Annotated in this window: 18 protein-coding genes and 1 pseudogene; 14 read left to right on the top strand and 5 right to left on the bottom strand. The window is 44.4% G+C overall.

Annotated features, from left to right (window positions below; genetic code table 11):
* Nucleotides 1-78 precede the first annotated feature (78 nt).
* The gene (locus tag KE531_07765; GenBank protein MBR9953522.1) at nucleotides 79-1,425 is read left to right on the top strand and encodes a relaxase/mobilization nuclease domain-containing protein; all 1,347 of its coding nucleotides are present in this window, start codon (nucleotides 79-81) and stop codon (nucleotides 1,423-1,425) included.
* Nucleotides 1,426-1,626: 201 nt separating this feature from the next.
* Here the strand turns inward: KE531_07765 and KE531_07760 are convergent, their stop codons facing one another.
* A complete protein-coding gene (locus KE531_07760; protein MBR9953521.1) occupies nucleotides 1,627-1,986 on the bottom strand; it encodes a helix-turn-helix transcriptional regulator in 360 nt (119 codons plus the stop codon).
* A 461-nt stretch (nucleotides 1,987-2,447) separates the two neighbouring features.
* Between KE531_07760 and KE531_07755 the strand changes: the two genes are divergently transcribed.
* From KE531_07755 to KE531_07725, 7 genes and pseudogenes are all read left to right on the top strand, one after another.
* On the top strand, nucleotides 2,448-3,827 hold the full coding sequence (locus KE531_07755) for an MATE family efflux transporter (protein ID MBR9953520.1): 1,380 nt from the start codon (nucleotides 2,448-2,450) through the stop codon (nucleotides 3,825-3,827).
* Nucleotides 3,827-4,024 (top strand): cysteine-rich KTR domain-containing protein, encoded by a 198-nt coding sequence (locus KE531_07750; GenBank protein ID MBR9953519.1) that lies wholly within the window; start codon nucleotides 3,827-3,829, stop codon nucleotides 4,022-4,024. Before KE531_07755 ends, KE531_07750 begins: the two co-directional genes overlap by 1 nt.
* On the top strand, nucleotides 4,021-4,647 hold the full coding sequence (locus tag KE531_07745) for a CatB-related O-acetyltransferase (protein ID MBR9953518.1): 627 nt from the start codon (nucleotides 4,021-4,023) through the stop codon (nucleotides 4,645-4,647). The genes KE531_07750 and KE531_07745 overlap by 4 nt, the downstream gene beginning before the upstream one ends.
* Before the next feature lie 443 nt (nucleotides 4,648-5,090).
* Nucleotides 5,091-5,501: a sigma-70 family RNA polymerase sigma factor gene (locus KE531_07740; protein MBR9953517.1), complete on the top strand. Its 411-nt coding sequence runs from the start codon at nucleotides 5,091-5,093 to the stop codon at nucleotides 5,499-5,501.
* A gap of 345 nt (nucleotides 5,502-5,846) precedes the next feature.
* On the top strand, nucleotides 5,847-6,047 hold the full coding sequence (locus KE531_07735; protein MBR9953516.1) for a hypothetical protein: 201 nt from the start codon (nucleotides 5,847-5,849) through the stop codon (nucleotides 6,045-6,047).
* Nucleotides 6,048-6,172: 125 nt separating this feature from the next.
* A complete protein-coding gene (locus tag KE531_07730; protein MBR9953515.1) occupies nucleotides 6,173-6,439 on the top strand; it encodes a hypothetical protein in 267 nt (88 codons plus the stop codon).
* A gap of 115 nt (nucleotides 6,440-6,554) precedes the next feature.
* Nucleotides 6,555-8,234: pseudogene (locus KE531_07725) on the top strand (recombinase family protein).
* Between the two features lie 487 nt (nucleotides 8,235-8,721).
* On the opposite strand, the gene KE531_07720 reads toward KE531_07725, so the two are convergent.
* Both KE531_07720 and KE531_07715 read right to left on the bottom strand, forming a co-directional pair.
* Nucleotides 8,722-9,513: a hypothetical protein gene (locus tag KE531_07720; protein MBR9953514.1), complete on the bottom strand. Its 792-nt coding sequence runs from the start codon at nucleotides 9,511-9,513 to the stop codon at nucleotides 8,722-8,724.
* 83 nt (nucleotides 9,514-9,596) lie between these two features.
* Complete coding sequence (locus KE531_07715) at nucleotides 9,597-9,845, bottom strand: helix-turn-helix transcriptional regulator (GenBank protein MBR9953513.1); 249 nt, start codon at nucleotides 9,843-9,845, stop codon at nucleotides 9,597-9,599.
* A 118-nt stretch (nucleotides 9,846-9,963) separates the two neighbouring features.
* Here KE531_07715 and KE531_07710 point away from each other — a divergent pair, with 118 nt between their 5' ends.
* Nucleotides 9,964-10,248 (top strand): hypothetical protein, encoded by a 285-nt coding sequence (locus KE531_07710; protein MBR9953512.1) that lies wholly within the window; start codon nucleotides 9,964-9,966, stop codon nucleotides 10,246-10,248.
* Nucleotides 10,249-10,500: 252 nt separating this feature from the next.
* Here KE531_07710 and KE531_07705 read toward each other — a convergent pair whose 3' ends face one another.
* Nucleotides 10,501-10,842, bottom strand: coding sequence for a helix-turn-helix transcriptional regulator (locus tag KE531_07705; protein MBR9953511.1), 342 nt, complete (start codon nucleotides 10,840-10,842; stop codon nucleotides 10,501-10,503).
* Nucleotides 10,843-11,080: 238 nt separating this feature from the next.
* Here KE531_07705 and KE531_07700 point away from each other — a divergent pair, with 238 nt between their 5' ends.
* The gene (locus tag KE531_07700; GenBank protein ID MBR9953510.1) at nucleotides 11,081-12,235 is read left to right on the top strand and encodes a DUF4428 domain-containing protein; all 1,155 of its coding nucleotides are present in this window, start codon (nucleotides 11,081-11,083) and stop codon (nucleotides 12,233-12,235) included.
* Nucleotides 12,236-12,408: 173 nt separating this feature from the next.
* On the opposite strand, the gene KE531_07695 is transcribed toward KE531_07700, so the two are convergent.
* The gene (locus tag KE531_07695) at nucleotides 12,409-13,599 is read right to left on the bottom strand and encodes an IS256 family transposase (protein ID MBR9953509.1); all 1,191 of its coding nucleotides are present in this window, start codon (nucleotides 13,597-13,599) and stop codon (nucleotides 12,409-12,411) included.
* Between the two features lie 248 nt (nucleotides 13,600-13,847).
* Here KE531_07695 and KE531_07690 point away from each other — a divergent pair, with 248 nt between their 5' ends.
* The 4 genes from KE531_07690 to KE531_07675 all read left to right on the top strand — a co-directional run bounded on the left by KE531_07690 (nucleotide 13,848) and on the right by KE531_07675 (nucleotide 17,078).
* Nucleotides 13,848-14,894: a hypothetical protein gene (locus KE531_07690; GenBank protein ID MBR9953508.1), complete on the top strand. Its 1,047-nt coding sequence runs from the start codon at nucleotides 13,848-13,850 to the stop codon at nucleotides 14,892-14,894.
* 29 nt (nucleotides 14,895-14,923) lie between these two features.
* On the top strand, nucleotides 14,924-15,343 hold the full coding sequence (locus KE531_07685; protein ID MBR9953507.1) for a hypothetical protein: 420 nt from the start codon (nucleotides 14,924-14,926) through the stop codon (nucleotides 15,341-15,343).
* A 164-nt stretch (nucleotides 15,344-15,507) separates the two neighbouring features.
* Complete coding sequence (locus KE531_07680) at nucleotides 15,508-16,179, top strand: transposase (GenBank protein ID MBR9953506.1); 672 nt, start codon at nucleotides 15,508-15,510, stop codon at nucleotides 16,177-16,179.
* Nucleotides 16,149-17,078: an IS3 family transposase gene (locus KE531_07675; GenBank protein ID MBR9953505.1), complete on the top strand. Its 930-nt coding sequence runs from the start codon at nucleotides 16,149-16,151 to the stop codon at nucleotides 17,076-17,078. The genes KE531_07680 and KE531_07675 overlap by 31 nt, the downstream gene beginning before the upstream one ends.
* Nucleotides 17,079-17,156: the final 78 nt, after the last annotated feature.

The raw sequence follows: 17,156 nt of genomic DNA, 5'->3' as shown, positions 1-17,156 counted from the left end.
TGAAAAGGAGGTGCGGACACGGCTACAACTTACATCCGGCCCTACAAGGTGGCGGCGGGAAAAAACGCCGTTCAGACGATGGAGGAGCGGTTTGCCTATGGGCTCAATCCGAAAAAGCTGGGGGCCGTGTCCGCCTATCTCTGCGATCCGGCATCGGCCCCCGCCGAGTTTCTTCTGACAAAAAGCCAGTACCAGGCGGAGACGGGCCGAGCCGTGGAGCGCGGGGCCCTGTTCTTTCAGATCCGGCAGGCGTTTCCGCCCGGTGAGGTCACGCCGGAGGAGGCAAACAAAATCGGCTATGAAACGGCCATGCGCTGGACAAAGGGAAAGTACCAGTTCTTCGTCTGTACCCACATTGACAAGGGCCATCTGCATAACCATATTTATTTCAATTCCACGGCCTTTGACTGCTCCCGGAAGTTTCATAACTTTATCGGCTCGTCCTTTGCTCTGCGGCGGCTCTCTGACCGGGTGTGCATTGAGCATGATCTATCGGTTATTCAAAATCCGAAACAGCACAGCAAGGGCCGTTTCCTCCACTATGGCCAGTGGATCGGGGAAAAACCACTATCCGCGCAACAGCGGGTACGGCTGGCCGTAGTGGAGGCTCTGGAAAAAAAGCCCGCTGACTTTGCGGCCTTTCTGCGGCTCATGGAGGAGGCTGGCTTTGCGGTAAAGCATGGGCGCGGCGGTGCTCTCTCGTTCCTGGCTCCGGGGCAGGATAAGTACACCCGCCTGCGGGCATCCACCCTGGGGGCCGGCTTTGATCCCGAGGACATCCGGGCGGTAATCGCCGGGGAGCGGCCCATCCCGGAGCTCCCGGAGGACAGTCCGGCCCCGCCCCGGCGCGTCAATCTGATGATTGATATTCAACAGCGCATGGCCCAGGGCAAAGGCCCGGCCTATGAGCGGTGGGCGAAGATTTACAATCTGAAACAAATGGCCGCCGCGCTCCAGTATCTCCAGGAGCATAACCTTACGGACTATGACGAGCTGGCGGCAAGTACCGAGGCGGCGGTGGATCGTTTTCATACTTTGGCCGGGGAGCTGCGGGACACGGAGGCGGCGCTCTCACAGACTGCCCGGCTCATGGGGGCTACGGTGGACTATGCAAAGACGCGGCCGGTATTTAACGGCTACAAGGCGGCCCGGTACAGCAAAAAGTATTTAGCGGAACACGAGGCGGAGCTGGCTACCTACCGGGCGGCAAAGGCGGCGATGAATGAGATATTAGGCGGGGCAAAACTCCCGAAAATGGACGCGCTGAAAAAGGAGCGCCGGGAGCTCTCCGAAAAGAAAACGGCCCTTTATGCTGAGTACCGCAAGGCCCAGGCGGATATGCGGCAGGCTGTGGCGGTCAAGGCGAACATTGACTATCTGCTCGGCCACACGGACGGGCGGGAAAATAAGGCCCAGGAGCGTTAGCCCGGGCCGTAGGCAACAGGCGCATCGCGCCGGGACTTTGGGACAATTTGTCCCGAAGTCCAGCGGGTTTGGGGAGCTCCCCAACAAGCATTTTTGCGGGCCTTGTGCCTGCAAAAATTTCGGAGTGTGGCCACACCCGAATTGCTTGCCGAAACCGCGCAACCCGCAACATGGCGCAAAAAAACGAAGGCCGCGCTTTTCTTACGCATCCTCCGTTTCTTTGGCCTGTTTCATCGCTTGGATGGTGGCCTCCACGATTTTCAATTCTTTTTCGTCCAGGGAGCCCAGCATGGCGTCAATTCGTTTCCTGCACTCGCTCCCTCCATTTTGGGACGGATAGAAATACTGATCCACCGATATATCGAACATCGTAACCATCTGATAAAAGGTGTTGAGGCTCGGGTGCTGGCCGTCATTCTCGTTATACATGATGGTGCGCGGAGAACGGTCAACAATATAGGCCAGTTGCTCCTGCGTCATCCCGCTGGCCTCTCTTGCCCGCTTGATGGCGAGCCCTATATCGTGAAAATCAAATCGTCTTTCATCTCGCTCAAACTTCATAACATCACCCAATGTCATTTTACATTTCGGGTATTAGTATTTGAACGATTGTATATTTCATTCCACTGACTATTTATTTTCGCGTTCCGCGCAATTTCAAACGGTTTTGCTGACTTGACAACAGAGGAAAAACTGATTACAATGAACTTAATATGACTATGCAAGAGGTGAGTACGATGTTGTTCGGAAAATTTTGTATTGACTTCGGCTCCACACAAGTTTATACCACGAAACATTGTGCGGAGCCTTTTCGGAAAGTTGATCTATAAAGTGGAAAGGCCAAGGCAGAAATAGGACTGTCTTTGGTTTTTATACCCTTTTTATCAGATCAACGATAGATAATTGACTGTTTAGGCCACAGACAATGTTTTGTTTGTGGCCTTTTGTTATGCTAATTGTTAAGTGACTATGCAAAGGGCGCACGATGTAGTGTGCCCTTTTTCTTTTTGGAGGAAATAGATATGAGTGAAGAACATAGTTTGTTGACCGGAAATGTGCCGAAAAAACTGGCTATTTTCGCTTTCCCGTTGCTTTTAGCAAATATACTGCAATCGTTTTACAATGTAGTAGATATGCTTGTAGTCGGCCAAATTGTAGGCGATACGGGACTTGCGGCCATTGGTAACGCTTCTAAATTGTGCTATATCATCAATTCGATTTGTATTGGTATGACGATGGGCGGAGCCGTGTTGATTGCTCAATATAAGGGGGCTGACAATAAAAAGGGGCAGGCGGAGTCTTTTCAAATGCTGGCCTTGCTTTCGCTGGTATCTTCTATGCTTGTGACTATTGTGAGTCTGGCGACCTACCAGCCGTTATTCAAGATGTTAAATGTTCCAGCAGACGCATATCAAGATGCCTGCGACTATATGAAAATTATTTGTTGTGGAACTGTGTTCGTCTTTGGATATAATGCTGTTTGCTCTGTGCTCAAGGGGCTGGGGGATTCTAAATCTCCCCTCTATTTTGTGGGAATTGCTACCGTCATCAATGTCATTTTAGATATTATCTTGGTGGGCCCATTAGGAATGGGAACGGCAGGGGCGGCTTACGCAACGATTACCGCGCAGGGAATTTCCTTTGTGATTTCTCTATTCTATTTGAAGAGGCACAAAATATTTTTCTCTATGCAAAATCACAAAAAGTTTACACCTCAATGGGATAAGCTGGCCGCTATCGTAAAAGTCGGACTGCCCACGGCGATCCAAATGGTAGTAGTCAACACGGCCTATCTGCTCGTGGCGGGGATGCTCAATCAGTTTGGTACTGCTGTATCTGCTGCCTCGAATGTGGGTTTGCAAATCAACACCTTTGCTGGTATGCCCTGCTGGGCTATTGGACAGGCAGTGACAGCGATGGTCGGCCAGTGCATGGGAGCTGGACAAATTGAGCGTGCCCGGAAAGTAGTAAAAATCAGTTTAGTGATGAATGTTGCTGTAACACTCGTTGTCGTAATTGGAGTACAGCTTTTTGCCGAACCGTTGATTTTGCTTTTTGGTAGCACCAACCCGGAAGTAGTCAACGATGGAGTTTACTATCTGCGTGTCTGTTGCAGTATAAATAGTTTGATTTATGCCGTTATGTACACTTTGGATTCCTTTGCTATTGGTGTCGGTGCGGCAAATCTCGCTATGATTAACGCTTTATTGGACGCAGTTATTGTGCGTTTGCCTATGAGCTGGCTCTTGGCCTTTATACTTAGTATGGGCTTTTCCGGAATTTATTACGGCCAGGCGCTTTCTCCAGTCCTACCTGCTATTGTAGGCTTACTCTATTTCACAAGTAGAAAATGGGAACACAAGACGCTTATTCAATCAAGTCACAAGGGGGAAAGTCTATGATGGATCGAATGGTATGGCTTTTATGCCCCGTATGTGGGAACAAGACCAGACTTAAAGTGCGTCAAGATACAGAACTTATCAATTTTCCACTGTATTGCCCGAAATGCAAACAGGAAACTTTGGTAAATGTCAAAAAATCAAAACTATCTGTCATCCGTATGGCTGACTTGATTTCTAAGGAGGATAACAAATTATGATGGACAAACAAAAAATTTATCCCCGGTCAAAAGATCGGGAAACTATATATTTAAAAAATGTCGCTACTGATCCCAGCATCATTGTGGGCGACTACACCATGTATAACGACTTTGTAAATGATCCTGTTGATTTTCAAAAGAATAATGTTCTTTATCATTATCCAATTAACCATGACAAGCTGATTATCGGCAAATTTTGCTCTATCGCCTGTGGCGCTCGTTTTTTGTTCAACAGTGCCAACCACAGCATGACTTCACTTGCGACCTATCCATTTCCTATCTTCTTCGAGGAATGGGGGCTTGATGTTAGCCACATAATCGAGGCATGGGACAACAAAGGCGATATTGTTATTGGGAGTGATGTTTGGATTGGGTATGAGGCCGTGATCTTCGCTGGAGTTACCATAGGGGATGGTGCCATTATTGGCACCAGGGCTGTTGTAACAAAAGATGTCCCGCCTTATACCATTGTGGGTGGTGTTCCGGCTAAAACTATCCGAAAACGCTTTTCTGATGAAACTATTTCGGCGTTGTTGACAGAAAGGTGGTGGGATTGGCCAGAGGAAAGAATTGCTCGTAATCTTGCGGCAATTCAATCGGGCCGTGTCGATCAATTTGAGTAAATATTGAAAAGAGCCAGACGCACAGACGCAGAGCCATCACAACGAAACCGTTGTTGAATGGCCTGCGGTGCAAGAAAAACGGCGGTTTTGAGTCTATCAAGCCGCCGTTTCTTTATGATCATATAATCTAACGGAGTGCGGCGGTCGCCTTGGAGGTGTCGCTGTGCTCTCGCTCATTTTTCATCCCCCTAACCTGTTGTCAAAAAAAGCCCACCCGCCCAGCAGGATCAGTCCGGCGGTGGATGCGAAATTTGGCAGTACATAGATGAATTTGTAATTTCATGCGCTTGCGTGGCTTTATGCTGTGCAGGCGCTTTTCTTTTATCCCGGCCCCACTTCGAGACAAAGTGTCCCGAGGTACGGAGCGGCTCCCCAGGATGCCGCTCCCCGCCGGGCCCCGTTTCGGTCACTCATCCACCCAACACCGAAACGGAGGTTTATTTATGACTACGATCAATCTGAAAGATTTTTATTATTGGTACACCCAGGATCAGCTCATCGAGGTTTCCGACGAAGTGGCGGAGGTCTTTCTTGCGGATGCCCGTTATGAAATGGCCTATCAGCGGCGGCTCTCCCGGCACAAGGCGCAGTATTCTCTGGACTGCGAGGACGGGATCGAATACTCGGCCTGCCTGCATGAGCCCACGCCCCAGGAGCTCTTGGAACGCATGGAGCTCTTTATCCGTCTTTGGAACGCGCTCAACTCTCTGCCGGAAATCCAGGGCCGGAGGATTGACGCGCACATCATTCTTGGCAAAAGCATAAAAGCGATTGCCGAGGCCGAAGGCGTACATGAGGAGTCTGTCCGCCAGTCCATCAAAAGAGGGCTGGAACGCATGAAAAAAATCTTTTAATTTTTCCGTTTCCCCCACTTGGAAATGATGAAAAAATGTCTCGGTTTATGAGAGGAGGTTTTCTTTTCTCCGCAGACGAACAAGGGCGGCCCCGAGCATGATCCGGGGAGCCGGGCGGCGGGTGCGCGGTGACTTCCCCTAAACGGGAATGAGCGAACAACACCAACGCCGCAAGTGGGACGGGCCATCTCACGGCCACGATCCGGCAGTGGACAGGCTGGCCGCCTGCCCCTCCGGGCCGCCCTCTCGCCTGCGAGGGAGCGTCGCGCCGAGTATAGTTGTCTTTGGACAGGTCAAGGAAATAGGCGCGGCGTTCCCTAAATTTTATCAAAGGGGGAATGAAAAATGAAGTACGATCCTGCATTGGCCGCTATGCTGGCCGAGCCGTGGAGCAATAACGCCTGCCGGGGATATGTGATGTATGCGATGGAAAACTGCGGTTTTTCCCCCGAGGACATCCGGCGCGTTGTTCGGGAGCTCCATTATGTGTTTGACTTCAAGTCTTTAGACGAGGCCCAGCGTCATTACGAAAACGGGCCGTATTAACTTCGAGACATTGTATCCCGATGTGAGGACAGGCCAAAGGGCGGCACTTTTGCGGTGCCGCTTTTTTGCGTTTCCCCACAGGACAGCGGGAGGCGTTTAACAATTTGAAAGAAGGAGGTTTTACCGTGAGATTATCCGCAAAGGAACTGGAACAAATGAAAAGCGTTGACATTGGCGCAGTTGCCCCCGAGACTCTACCCGATGTGAGCGGTATGACCTTTGACAACGCCCTTTCCCGCAAAGAGCGCATAACAAGGTTTTTACAGATTGCCAAAAATCCGTACTGCTTTTGCATCGGTGGCATCGGCGTTCAAATCGAATTTTCAGAGAACGGGCCGTCCCTCCAGGACACTTTAACGGACTATTTGATCCGACAGAAAAGCGGGCTGTAACTTAGGCTGCGGCCCGTCCTACTTCGAGACAAAGTGTCCCGAGGCGGAGCCATCCTTGTTGTCCCTATGGGACAGAGTTATAATATAAGTGTAATGTGATAGGGAAGGAGGAACAATGTCACGAACAAAAAACAGAGGGTTTCAGCAGAGTTTCTCTCCCTCTTATACAATTCGGCGCTGGCGGCTGGGGAAATATATCCGGCTATCCAAAGAGGACTTGAAAAAGGGCAAGGACGATAGCAACAGCGTAAAAAACCAGCGCGATCTGCTCAATGATTTTTACCACAAGCACATAGACGAATTTGAGAGCACTTCCGAATATGTGGACGATGGACATACGGGAACGGATGCCAACCGCGAAAATTTCCAGCGGCTCCTGGCCGATGTAATGAGCGGAAAAATCAACTGTGTTGTGGTAAAAGACCTTTCCCGTTTCGCCCGGAATTACAGCGATGCGGGAAGTCTGATTGATAACCTGTTTGTGCAGATGGGCGTCCGTTTTATCAGCCTTGCGGAAAATGTGGACAGCTTTGCAAACCCAGACAGCGTTTCCAGCATTATCGTCCCCATTACGAATGTAATGAACGATCAATACTGCTATCAGACTTCAAAGAAAATCCGGCAGGTATTTGATTACAAACGGCGCAACGGATAGTACATTGGCTCTTTTGCCCCCTACGGCTATATAAAAGATCCGAAAGACAAGCACCAGTTGATTGTTGATCCCGAGGCCGCCGAGATTGTAAAGCTCATTTATAACATGACTTTGCAAGGGGAAACAAGACGGGCCATCGTCTACCACTTGAATGACCACGGCATCCCCAGCCCGACAACCTACCGGAAAAACAAAGGTCTGCCGTATTCCTGCTCTGTATCTGACAATCCCATGTGGGGAGATCGGGTGCTGAAAAACATTCTCACAAATCCCATTTATACCGGGGATTTAGTCCAGGGCCGCCGCCGTGTAAAAAGCTACAAGGTACATGAGATTGAGGCGGTGCCGGAGGAAGAATGGGTGCGGGTGGCTGATACCCACGAGGCAATCATAGACCAGAAAACCTTTGATAAGGTGCAGGCCCTTTTGAAACGGGACACCCGGACGGCCCCACGGAAAAAGGAGCTCCATCTGTTCAGCGGCTTTCTCCGCTGTGCGGATTGCGGAAAATCCATAACACGGAGCCAGAGCGGGAAAAATGTATATTATGCCTGCTCTACTTACAAATACCGCTCCCGAGCCGCCTGCTCCATGCACTCAATCAAGCATGAGCGGCTGGAAACCGCCGTCCTATTCGGTATTCAGTACCAAGTGCATTTGGCCGTTTCCTATTCCGAGGCGATTGCCCGTATCAATTCGGCCCCTATCAAAAAAAGCCAGTCTTTCCGACTGGACGATCTGATTACCGCAAAGGAGCGGGAACTGGCAAAAATTACCCGTTATAAACAGTCCCTTTATCAAGACTGGAAAGACGGGGAAATTACCCAGCAGGACTACCGGGACATGAAAGCCGACTATGAACGGCAGGCCGCCGCCCTTTCCGATGTGCTGGAGCGGCTGACAACGGAACGGGCAGAACTGGCAAACGGTGTTGACAATGAACATCCCGCGCTGGTGGCATTTATGAAATATCAGAACATCGAAACACTCAACCGGGAAATCCTCATTGAGCTTGTGGATCACATAAAGGTCTACGAAAACGGCAATATCAAGATTAAATTCAAGTTTGCTGACGAGCTCCGCAAAATTGCCGAATACATTGAAATTAATACTTCTGAAATTCCCGCCGTGGCGGGCTGACGCTCGCCACATCCTTTCTGGCAGTGTGTTTTCCTAATATGAAACATTCATATGCTTGCTACGGAACTTTTCACAAAAGAATGGAAGGAAAAAGATAATCTGAACAGGTTGCAACTTGCTTTGAAATGTTACGCAGTTAAAGAGCGTTTTTGAGAGAAAAGATATAAACAGATTACCCTATCAGTTTTAGTGCTTGTAATGCCTTTCCTATAAGGATTATTAAAACTCTAATGCGTAACATAAAAGTGTAAAACGATGTTGTCCTAAATTGCCTTTGTAGGTACGATAACATCACCTTATGCTTCTGTGTATCGCCTTATTTGTGGTGCTAAAATGGTGCCCAACTCTACAAAACCAACTTATACGGCGATATGAGAAGATACAAGCAAAAATGGGGAAAACGTTGATAATACAGGCTTTTTCCTCGATTCAATAAACACTTGCAAGAAGTCATAATACGATTTCTGTCTATAAAATTAATAAAAAATTATTTGCCATTATAAATAGCCCATCTACCACGGGATTTAGGAACGATAGATGTGGCGTCTATGGTTTGTTCAGTAATATCAACTGGAGTATCGAGAACATCCATATGATTTTTCAGTAGACATCTTAAGAGTCTGGAAGCTATTTGAATCTCTTCGTATATAGAGTCCTCTATTTCGCTATAACTTTTCTGATTAGATTCCTGATCCTCATCTTGCTTATTGTTATCTTTATTATTAGGTTGCGCTGAGAGAAGATAGTCTATCTGTTCAGATAAGTCTGGAATATTATTTTCGGTGGGGTATGATTTCTCATAATACTTTTTAATTCCAGCGGTGAGAGACTTGTATTGAAAGGCGTCACCAGTTTCGCTATTTCCTTTCTTTTTCTTACGAAGAGGAAGTATGTTGTTTAGATAGTCCGTCCATACAGGATCACTTATAGATTTATCATATAGACATATAATGATTTTTGCTTCTTTTAATGTGAATTTTTTTGCTCGCGTATCACTAAATAGACGATTAAAATTTTTGAGGCCAAACCTGTTTAAGAATTTTTTCCATTCACGTTTAAATGCACTCATTGAATCTTTGAAGTCATCGTTAATGGAAGGACAATCATCAGAATTGTCATGATAGAATACTTTATCTTTGTCCTCTATTTCTTCATCCACTGTCCACTTCTTATAGGTATCTTCATATTCAAATCTGCTCCAATACACGTTTTTCGTTGTTAGTTTTAGGTATGTAAATAGTATGAAACCTAAAGAATATTTTTCCACAGCCATCTCCATTCCGCCACCTTTCAGCTGGAGGCACAAATAATAATGAAAGTCTTTTAACTTCTATATGGGAACAATAATTTCTTTCAAATCTTCTAATTATCTAGCAATGTCTCATAAGATACACCTAACACTCTTGAGATTACCTTTAATTCGATATCCGTTACAAACCTTTCACCGCTCTCGATACGTTGGACAGCATTTTTATCCAAATCGAGTCCTGCGAGCTGAAGCATATCTGCTAGTTGGCGTTGAGATGTCCTAGTAGGCATACTAGTACGGAGTTCTTTTAACTTGCTTCCACAAATATTATTCCGATTGTCACTTGCTTTATTTTTATACATGTTCTTCAACTCCCTGAACTGTTTGACATTTACTGATTGTCATTTTGGCTATTATATGATATATTTTTATAGGATATGACAATCAGTAAATGTCAAATGGGGTGAAGGAAAAAAACATATGAGGAATATTATTGAAAAATTATATGAGGGAGATATCCGGCCGATAGAGGAATATTGGTCGATTCAAGAAATGGATGAAAATCATAGACTCCGCATTGCCGAATGTGACCAGTTCACAAAAGACTTGAATGAAATTGACGCTGATTTAATGCGACGTTTTACGGCTTGTATGGATCATCAGGCCGAGCGATTGTCAGCGGAACCAGCGGCTGCTTTTTCTTATGGCTTTCGTTTAGGGGCGAAAATGATGCTGGAAATTTTGTATGACGAGAAAGAGAAATAGAACAAGTGGCCGGGTTCCTCCGAAATAGAGGGAGTCAGCCACATTTTCTGTTGTCAATTCTTCTGTAAAAAAATGTGCCAATGTGCCAGCGACTATGTATATTCTTTTACAATTATCTGTGCATAATTTTGTTATGATATGAAAAGATAGCTATAAAAAAATAGTTATAATATAGGTAAAAAGGTTACAAACCTACTGGCACATTGGCACATAGTGTAGATGGTTATTAAAGTTTTATGTAAAACCATAGTTTTATCTATGCTCACTTGTATTAAAGTGCAATGTACTGACAAGCTCAATTACTAAGGCCTGGCTTTTAGCAGGCAATGATCGGAATTGCTGGATAAGAAGGCTTTCGCTAGGAGATAATTGTCTTTCTGTAATCAAATCTGCCTTTTCAGGCGTATCAGAATTCCCAACCAAATAGTCGATAGAGACATTGAAGTAATTTGCCAGACGCGTTAATGTGGAAATATCTGGCTCAGTAATTCCGTTCTCGTATTTCCAAATAGACTGCTGGCTGGTATGAAATTCTTCTGCTAATTTTTGTTGACTAAGATTACGGGACTGTCGTAATTTTTTGAGCTGCTCCATGATGAATGCCCTCCTGTAACTAATAATAACAGCAAAGAAAAAACATATAAAAAACTGAAAAGTAGTTGATAATAACACTTAAAAGGTTTATGATGGAAATAAATAAAATATGAGAAAAAGATAAACTCGTTGCTTTATAAGAAAACCAATTGGATGCTTGAGATCGGAGCAAAGCAAAGATTAAAAGCTTATTGAAATTTTTCTTATATCGGAAACTACGGGATAATGGGGAGATACTATGTCACAGATTTGCGCTAAATGTGGGAAAAAGGTAAATATGTTTACAGGATTTAAGTGTAAAGATGGTAATTTCTGTAATGATTGCGTTAGTAGCTTAAGTCCATTTATTTTAGGGAATCTAACATATTTTGCTAAAGCCGAAATTTTAGATTTGTTATATTTAAAAGAGAGAGACGATGATCTGGTTAAAGACGATACGCTGGAAAAACTTTTAGGGAAAAAAATTTATTGGGAGAAAGAAGTAAATCAATCGAAGAAAGATTGGGATGAAAATGAGAGATATCGTGAAACGGAGAGAAAGAAAGAACTGAGGTATAAAGAAAAATCTTTAAAAGAATTAGATAGAAAAGCTGGTTCACAGAGCCTTTTCAGGCAAGGGATCATAGAAACATATAATGCAAACATTGCGGATATTGAATCAGTGTATCAGGCCAATAAGGCTGACCTAACAGAATTGTATGATGAAGCTAAGTCGGGGATCGAAGAGGCCACAAATAATTTCAATGACTTCTTAACCTTAATAGCAAATCGAGCCCAAGAATTACGAGGGATTGAAAAACAGGTAAAGGATGATGCTGAAGCTGCGATTCAAGGGGAATTAGAAGATATAAAAAAGAAAGCGCAGGAAAAAGCGTTAACGGAAGCCAGAGAGAAAGCAAAAATAGAAGCAGAGCGTTTGGCACAAAAAGAAGCGGAAGAATGTATCAGACGGGAAAAGGAAGAACGTGCTCAAATTGAATTGGAACGAAAAAAGGCGCAGCAAGAAATTGAGCGTAGAGCCCATGAAGAAGCAAAAGAAAAATTAAAGGGGGAATTAGAGGAGATACGAGTAGAAGCGGAAAGAAAAGCTTTGGACGAAGCAAGAGAAAAAGCCATGCGTCATGAAAAAGAAAAAATTGCAAAAGATTTACAAAGAGAAGAGCGGAAGAAAAATCCAACGCACTTGGCAATTATAAGTCTTGTTTGTTCGATTTTGTCATGGGTTACTGTTATGACGGTTTTACCGCCGTTTATATTGGCAGTTATTGGCTTAATTACAGGAATAAAAGCATTAAAATCGTCAAGAAGAAAAATGGCGATAGCAGGCATTATTGTTAGTGCCGCTCTCATTATTTTTATAGCGGTGATCGGTTTCTTGGTAGCTTTAGAATAGAAATGTATTACAAGGAGAGGACAGGATAAGATGAATATTTTTATTATTATACTTTTTATTATTTCTCTGATAATAACAAGCAAAATATGCAAGATTATTTTTAGAAATACAATTGGAACGGTAGTGTCAAGTATTTTTCGCAAAATGGTTTGCAGGGTCTGGCATGAGTGAAGTCAGCCAGCAATGGAGGCATCTTCAAGGGCTGCCTCCAGGTGCTTCATGTTCATGTACTTCTTGTTGCCCCACTGGGTGCCGGCCACATGGCGCAGCCGGGCACAGACCAGCATAAGGGCGGAATTGCCGTCCGGGAAACTGCCCACCACACGGGTACGGCGGCGGATCTCCCGGTTGAGTCGTTCAATAACGTTATTGGTACGGATGCGAGTCCAGTGCTCGCTGGGAAAATCGCAGTAGGTCAGCGTCTCCTCAATGCCATCCTCTACCTTCTTGGCCGCCTCTTTCAGTTTCATGGAGCGCAGTTCTTCCACCACAGCTTTGGCCTTTTCCCGGGCTGCTTTCTTGCTTTCCTGGGCGTGGACCGCCTTGAGCATCTTTGCCACCAGCTTCACCTTGGAGCGAGGCGTGACCGAGAATACATTGCGGTAAAAGTGGACGGTACAGCGCTGGTACTTGGCTTCGGGGAATACTTCTCCCACGGCCTCCAGCATACCAAGGCACTTGTCTCCAACAATGAGTTTCACACCGTCCAGACCTCGGCCACGCAGCCACTGGAAGAAGCTGACCCAGCTGGACTTGTCCTCCTTCATGCCCTCGGCGGCACCCAGAACCTCACGGTATCCGTCCTCATTGACCGCAATTGCCACAAGAATGGCTACGTTTTCAAATTCGCCGCCCCAGTTACGGCGCAGATAGATCCCATCCACATAGACATACGGATATCGTCCGCCTTGCAGAGGACGGTTCCGCCAATCCTCGATGTGGACATACGCTTTCTTGTTTAACTCACTTATAGTGGAGGGAGAGACTTTGCTACCCCAGAGGGCCTCGGTAATATCCTCCACACGCCGAACGGATACGCCTGCCAGGTACATCTCAATGAGGGCTTCTTCCACGCTGCTCTCCCGGCGGCGATACCGCTCAATGATGGCGGTTTCAAAAGAGATTCCCTTGAGTTTGGGAACCTTGAGAGTGACGTCCCCGGAAGTGGTGGTGAGGTTACGGTTGTAGTGGCCGCTGCGATAGCCCTGACGCTGCTCATTGCGCTCGTACCGGGCCGCCTGGGTCAGCTTCTCCGCCTCGGCCTCCAGCAGTTCGTTGAGGGTTTCCTCTACGCTGCCTCGTACCAGTTCTTTGATTTGACCCTTGATTACTTCCTCGTTAAGCTGTACAATCTTTTCGGACATGGTTTGTTGTCTCCTTTCAGAATGGTGTGTCGTGACTTCATTCTACCAGAGGGCTGCAAACCATGTCTCTTTTTAACTACTTTTCAATTTGCGAAACTTATTGTACCTTATCATTGGAACAGGCATGGCGTACATGACAAGGGCATTTATTGTTTGGATGTTTGTTATGGGAATATTAGCGGCTATATGTAATTCTGTTGGAATTATTTAATCATGAAGCAGATCAGGAGCTTGAAGGGGGAAACGAAATGTTACGAAACGGAATGGGATTACTTTATATACTTATAGGAATTCTGCTTTTTCCCAATATTTCATATGCGGAAAGCAGCAATAATGGATATGAATACATAGGATCGTCCTACACAATTCAAACTTTTCCATATCAGTATAAAAAGAGTACAAAAATATTGGATGTATATGAGGAAATGCAAGGTCTTGATGAATCTGATTTGATTGTATTAAAAGAAGAATCAAAAATGTTTAGCTCGCAAAAGTATTTGATTAAAACGGTCGATTGGATTTTGGATAGATTTTATTATTATGGAGATATCAAGGACGGGAGACCGAATGGGAAGGGTGTTTTACTGAAATTGTATGGAGAGGAGTATGCTCCTATATATATTGGTGAATTTTCAAATGGATATCGATCAGGACACGGCATTGAATATCAGTATGCACGTGAGTTAGATGAGCCAGAGCCATTTTATCAGGTTATTTATGAAGGCGAGTTTAAAGATGGCATGAGAAACGGAGAGGGATGCGAATACTACACAGTAGAAAATGCAATGAATAGAATACTTGATAGAGCCTTTGTTTTTGGATTGTATCAGGAAGATGTAACTGAATATGTAGAGAACTTAACTGAAACAACGAATATGGTAGGGAAAGCAAATTCGGTATATGTTGGCAACTTAAATAGAAGTAATTATTTTTCGCAGTACCCTTTGGTTTATATTTCAAAAAAAATGGAGGGAGAGTGGAAAAAAGGAAAATTGGAAGGGAAAGCGACAGAGTATGAGGTCGGCAATTATGTTTATGTAGAGGGAAAATATAAAGCGGGAGCACCAAATGGAGAAATTAAATTATATTATCCCTATTCAAATCAAGTTCAGTATGAAGGAAAGGCTCAAAAAGGTGAATATAGCGGAAAGGGAACTTCATATTATATAACTGGGCAGGTACAATACAAAGGGAGCTTTAAGAATGGAGAATACTCAGGGAGCGGTACGTTATATGAAAAGGATGGAACCATCATACATAAAGGAAAATTTAAAAATGGAGATGTGGCGTCGTAAATTGAAGGAATGATTTCAGATGATAATATATGGAAGAGCACAATGAATATTCCGCAGAAGAGGCCTCGCCTGAAGAAATAGAAGGGGAAGGAAGTTCATTGGATGACGAAACATACAGCAGAGTTCTGGCAGAAGACATACTAAATACGGAATGGGCTATGACTCCCGATGAGGAATATTCTTTTCAAGTGACAGGGACTGAAGACCGTATGGAATTTGTATTATTTGAATCAGGGAATCCAGAAAATGTCTGTTATAGAGGATATTCTAAAATAATCAGTGCCACGGAAACGTGCGATTTATATATTACGTTTGGGGGTGGAGAGGCGGAAGAAGTTGCAGTTATTTGGTATAGTCGGGAAGCTATTGATTATCCATCGCTTGAAGCAATCAATTCTGTATTTGAGGAATATGCCGGTGATTACCATTTTTCAAAGAACGTAAATTAAATAAAGGAGAATTATGTAGTGCATTAAAGGGAGATGTCGTATCACAAACGACATCTCTCTTGTATTTTTCCCCTGCAATTAACCCCTCTTTTGGGTATGATATGCTCCCTTCTAGGTAGACAGTTGAAATAATAAAACTGTTTATCAAGGAGGGAGCATTTCTTATGCGTAAATATTCTGCTGAAGATAAATTACGAATGGTAAAGCTTATTTTGGAAGCTAAACATAGTATTACATCTGTATCAACAGGCGAAGGAATTCATCCTACTACTTTAGAAGAATGGATTCGTAATTATCAGTCTATGGGTTCAGAAACCTTTTACAACAAAGGATGGACCAAAAGAACTTCTGCCGAGAAAGAGATTGCCGTACAAGAGTATCTTTCTGGTCTTGGTTCACTACGTGATATTTGTAAAAAATATAAAATTTCCAGTACTCGTACACTCAGGCAATGGATTGCGCTGTATAATGGTCATAAGGAACTGAAGGCTTCCAGAACAGGAGGATGTAGTCTTATGACCAAAGGAAGAAAAACAACGTTTGAAGAAAGAGTGGAAATTGCATCCTACTGCATTTCCCATGGCCATAACTATGCTGAAACATCAGAAAACTTTAAGGTGTCCTATCAGCAGGCACGAAATTACACTATCAAATACGAAACAGGCGGAGTTCCTGCATTACAGGATAACCGCGGCAAAAGAAAATCGGAAGATTCTCTTACAGAGGTGGAAAAGCTTCAAGCGGAGTTGAAACTGGAAAAAGCCAAACGGCAACGTGCAGAAATGGAGTTATCATTCTTAAAAAAATTAGAGGAAATCGAAAGGAGGCGGGGCTGAGCCTGATCCGCCACGAGCATATCTATCAGGCTGTCAAAGAAGAACAGAAAGAACACGATTATCCGATACAGGCGCTTTGTAAGATTGGCGGTGTTTCAAGGGCGGCTTATTACAAATGGCTGAACCATGAAATGTCAGAGAATGAACAGGAAAACCGAAAAATTGCGGAACTGATAGAAAAAATCCACATAGAATCACCTGATAAGGGTTATCGCAGAATCCGTGATGAGTTGGAGCGTTACCATGACATTGATGTAAATGATAAACGTGTTTTGCGCATCTGCCGGAAACTTGGTATCAAATCCACCATTAAATATGCAAACGATAGCTGTACAAGACAGGCTGCAAATCCACAGTACATAGCCGAAAATATCCTGAATCGTGAATTTACGGCAGAAGCTCCGAATGAAAAGTGGTTGACCGATGTAACGGAATTTCATTACTATATCGGAAATGAAAAGCACAAGGTATATTTAAGTGCAATTCTTGACCTGTATGACCGAAGAATCGTATCCTACCGTATTGGAGACAGTAATAGTAATGCATTAGTGTTTGATACCTTTGATGATGCAGTCAAAGATAATCCTGATGCACATCCGATGTTTCACAGTGACAGAGGCTTTCAATACACCAATAGAGCCTTTCATGCAAAACTTGAAGCAGCAGGGATGATGCAGAGCATGTCCAGAGTAGCAAAGTGTATCGATAATGGACCAATGGAAGGATTCTGGGGAATTCTAAAACGGGAGCGTTATTATGGTAAACGATTTATGGACAGAGAATCACTGGTGGTCATGATAGAGAAATATATCAATTACTATAACAACAGACGTTTGCAGAGGAAGCTTGGTATAGTAACACCAATGGAGAAACACGAAAAATATTTACAGGCAGCGTAAAAATCTGCCAGCAGGTGATACCTACTGGCAGAAAAAAATTATATTTTTTTGATTGTCTACTTGACGGGAAGCAGTTCA

The organism is Eubacteriaceae bacterium Marseille-Q4139 (genome assembly GCA_018223415.1).
In the GTDB taxonomy this organism is placed as follows: Bacteria; Bacillota; Clostridia; order Lachnospirales; family Lachnospiraceae; genus CABSIM01.
This window is presented reverse-complemented; position numbering and strand designations above follow the sequence as displayed.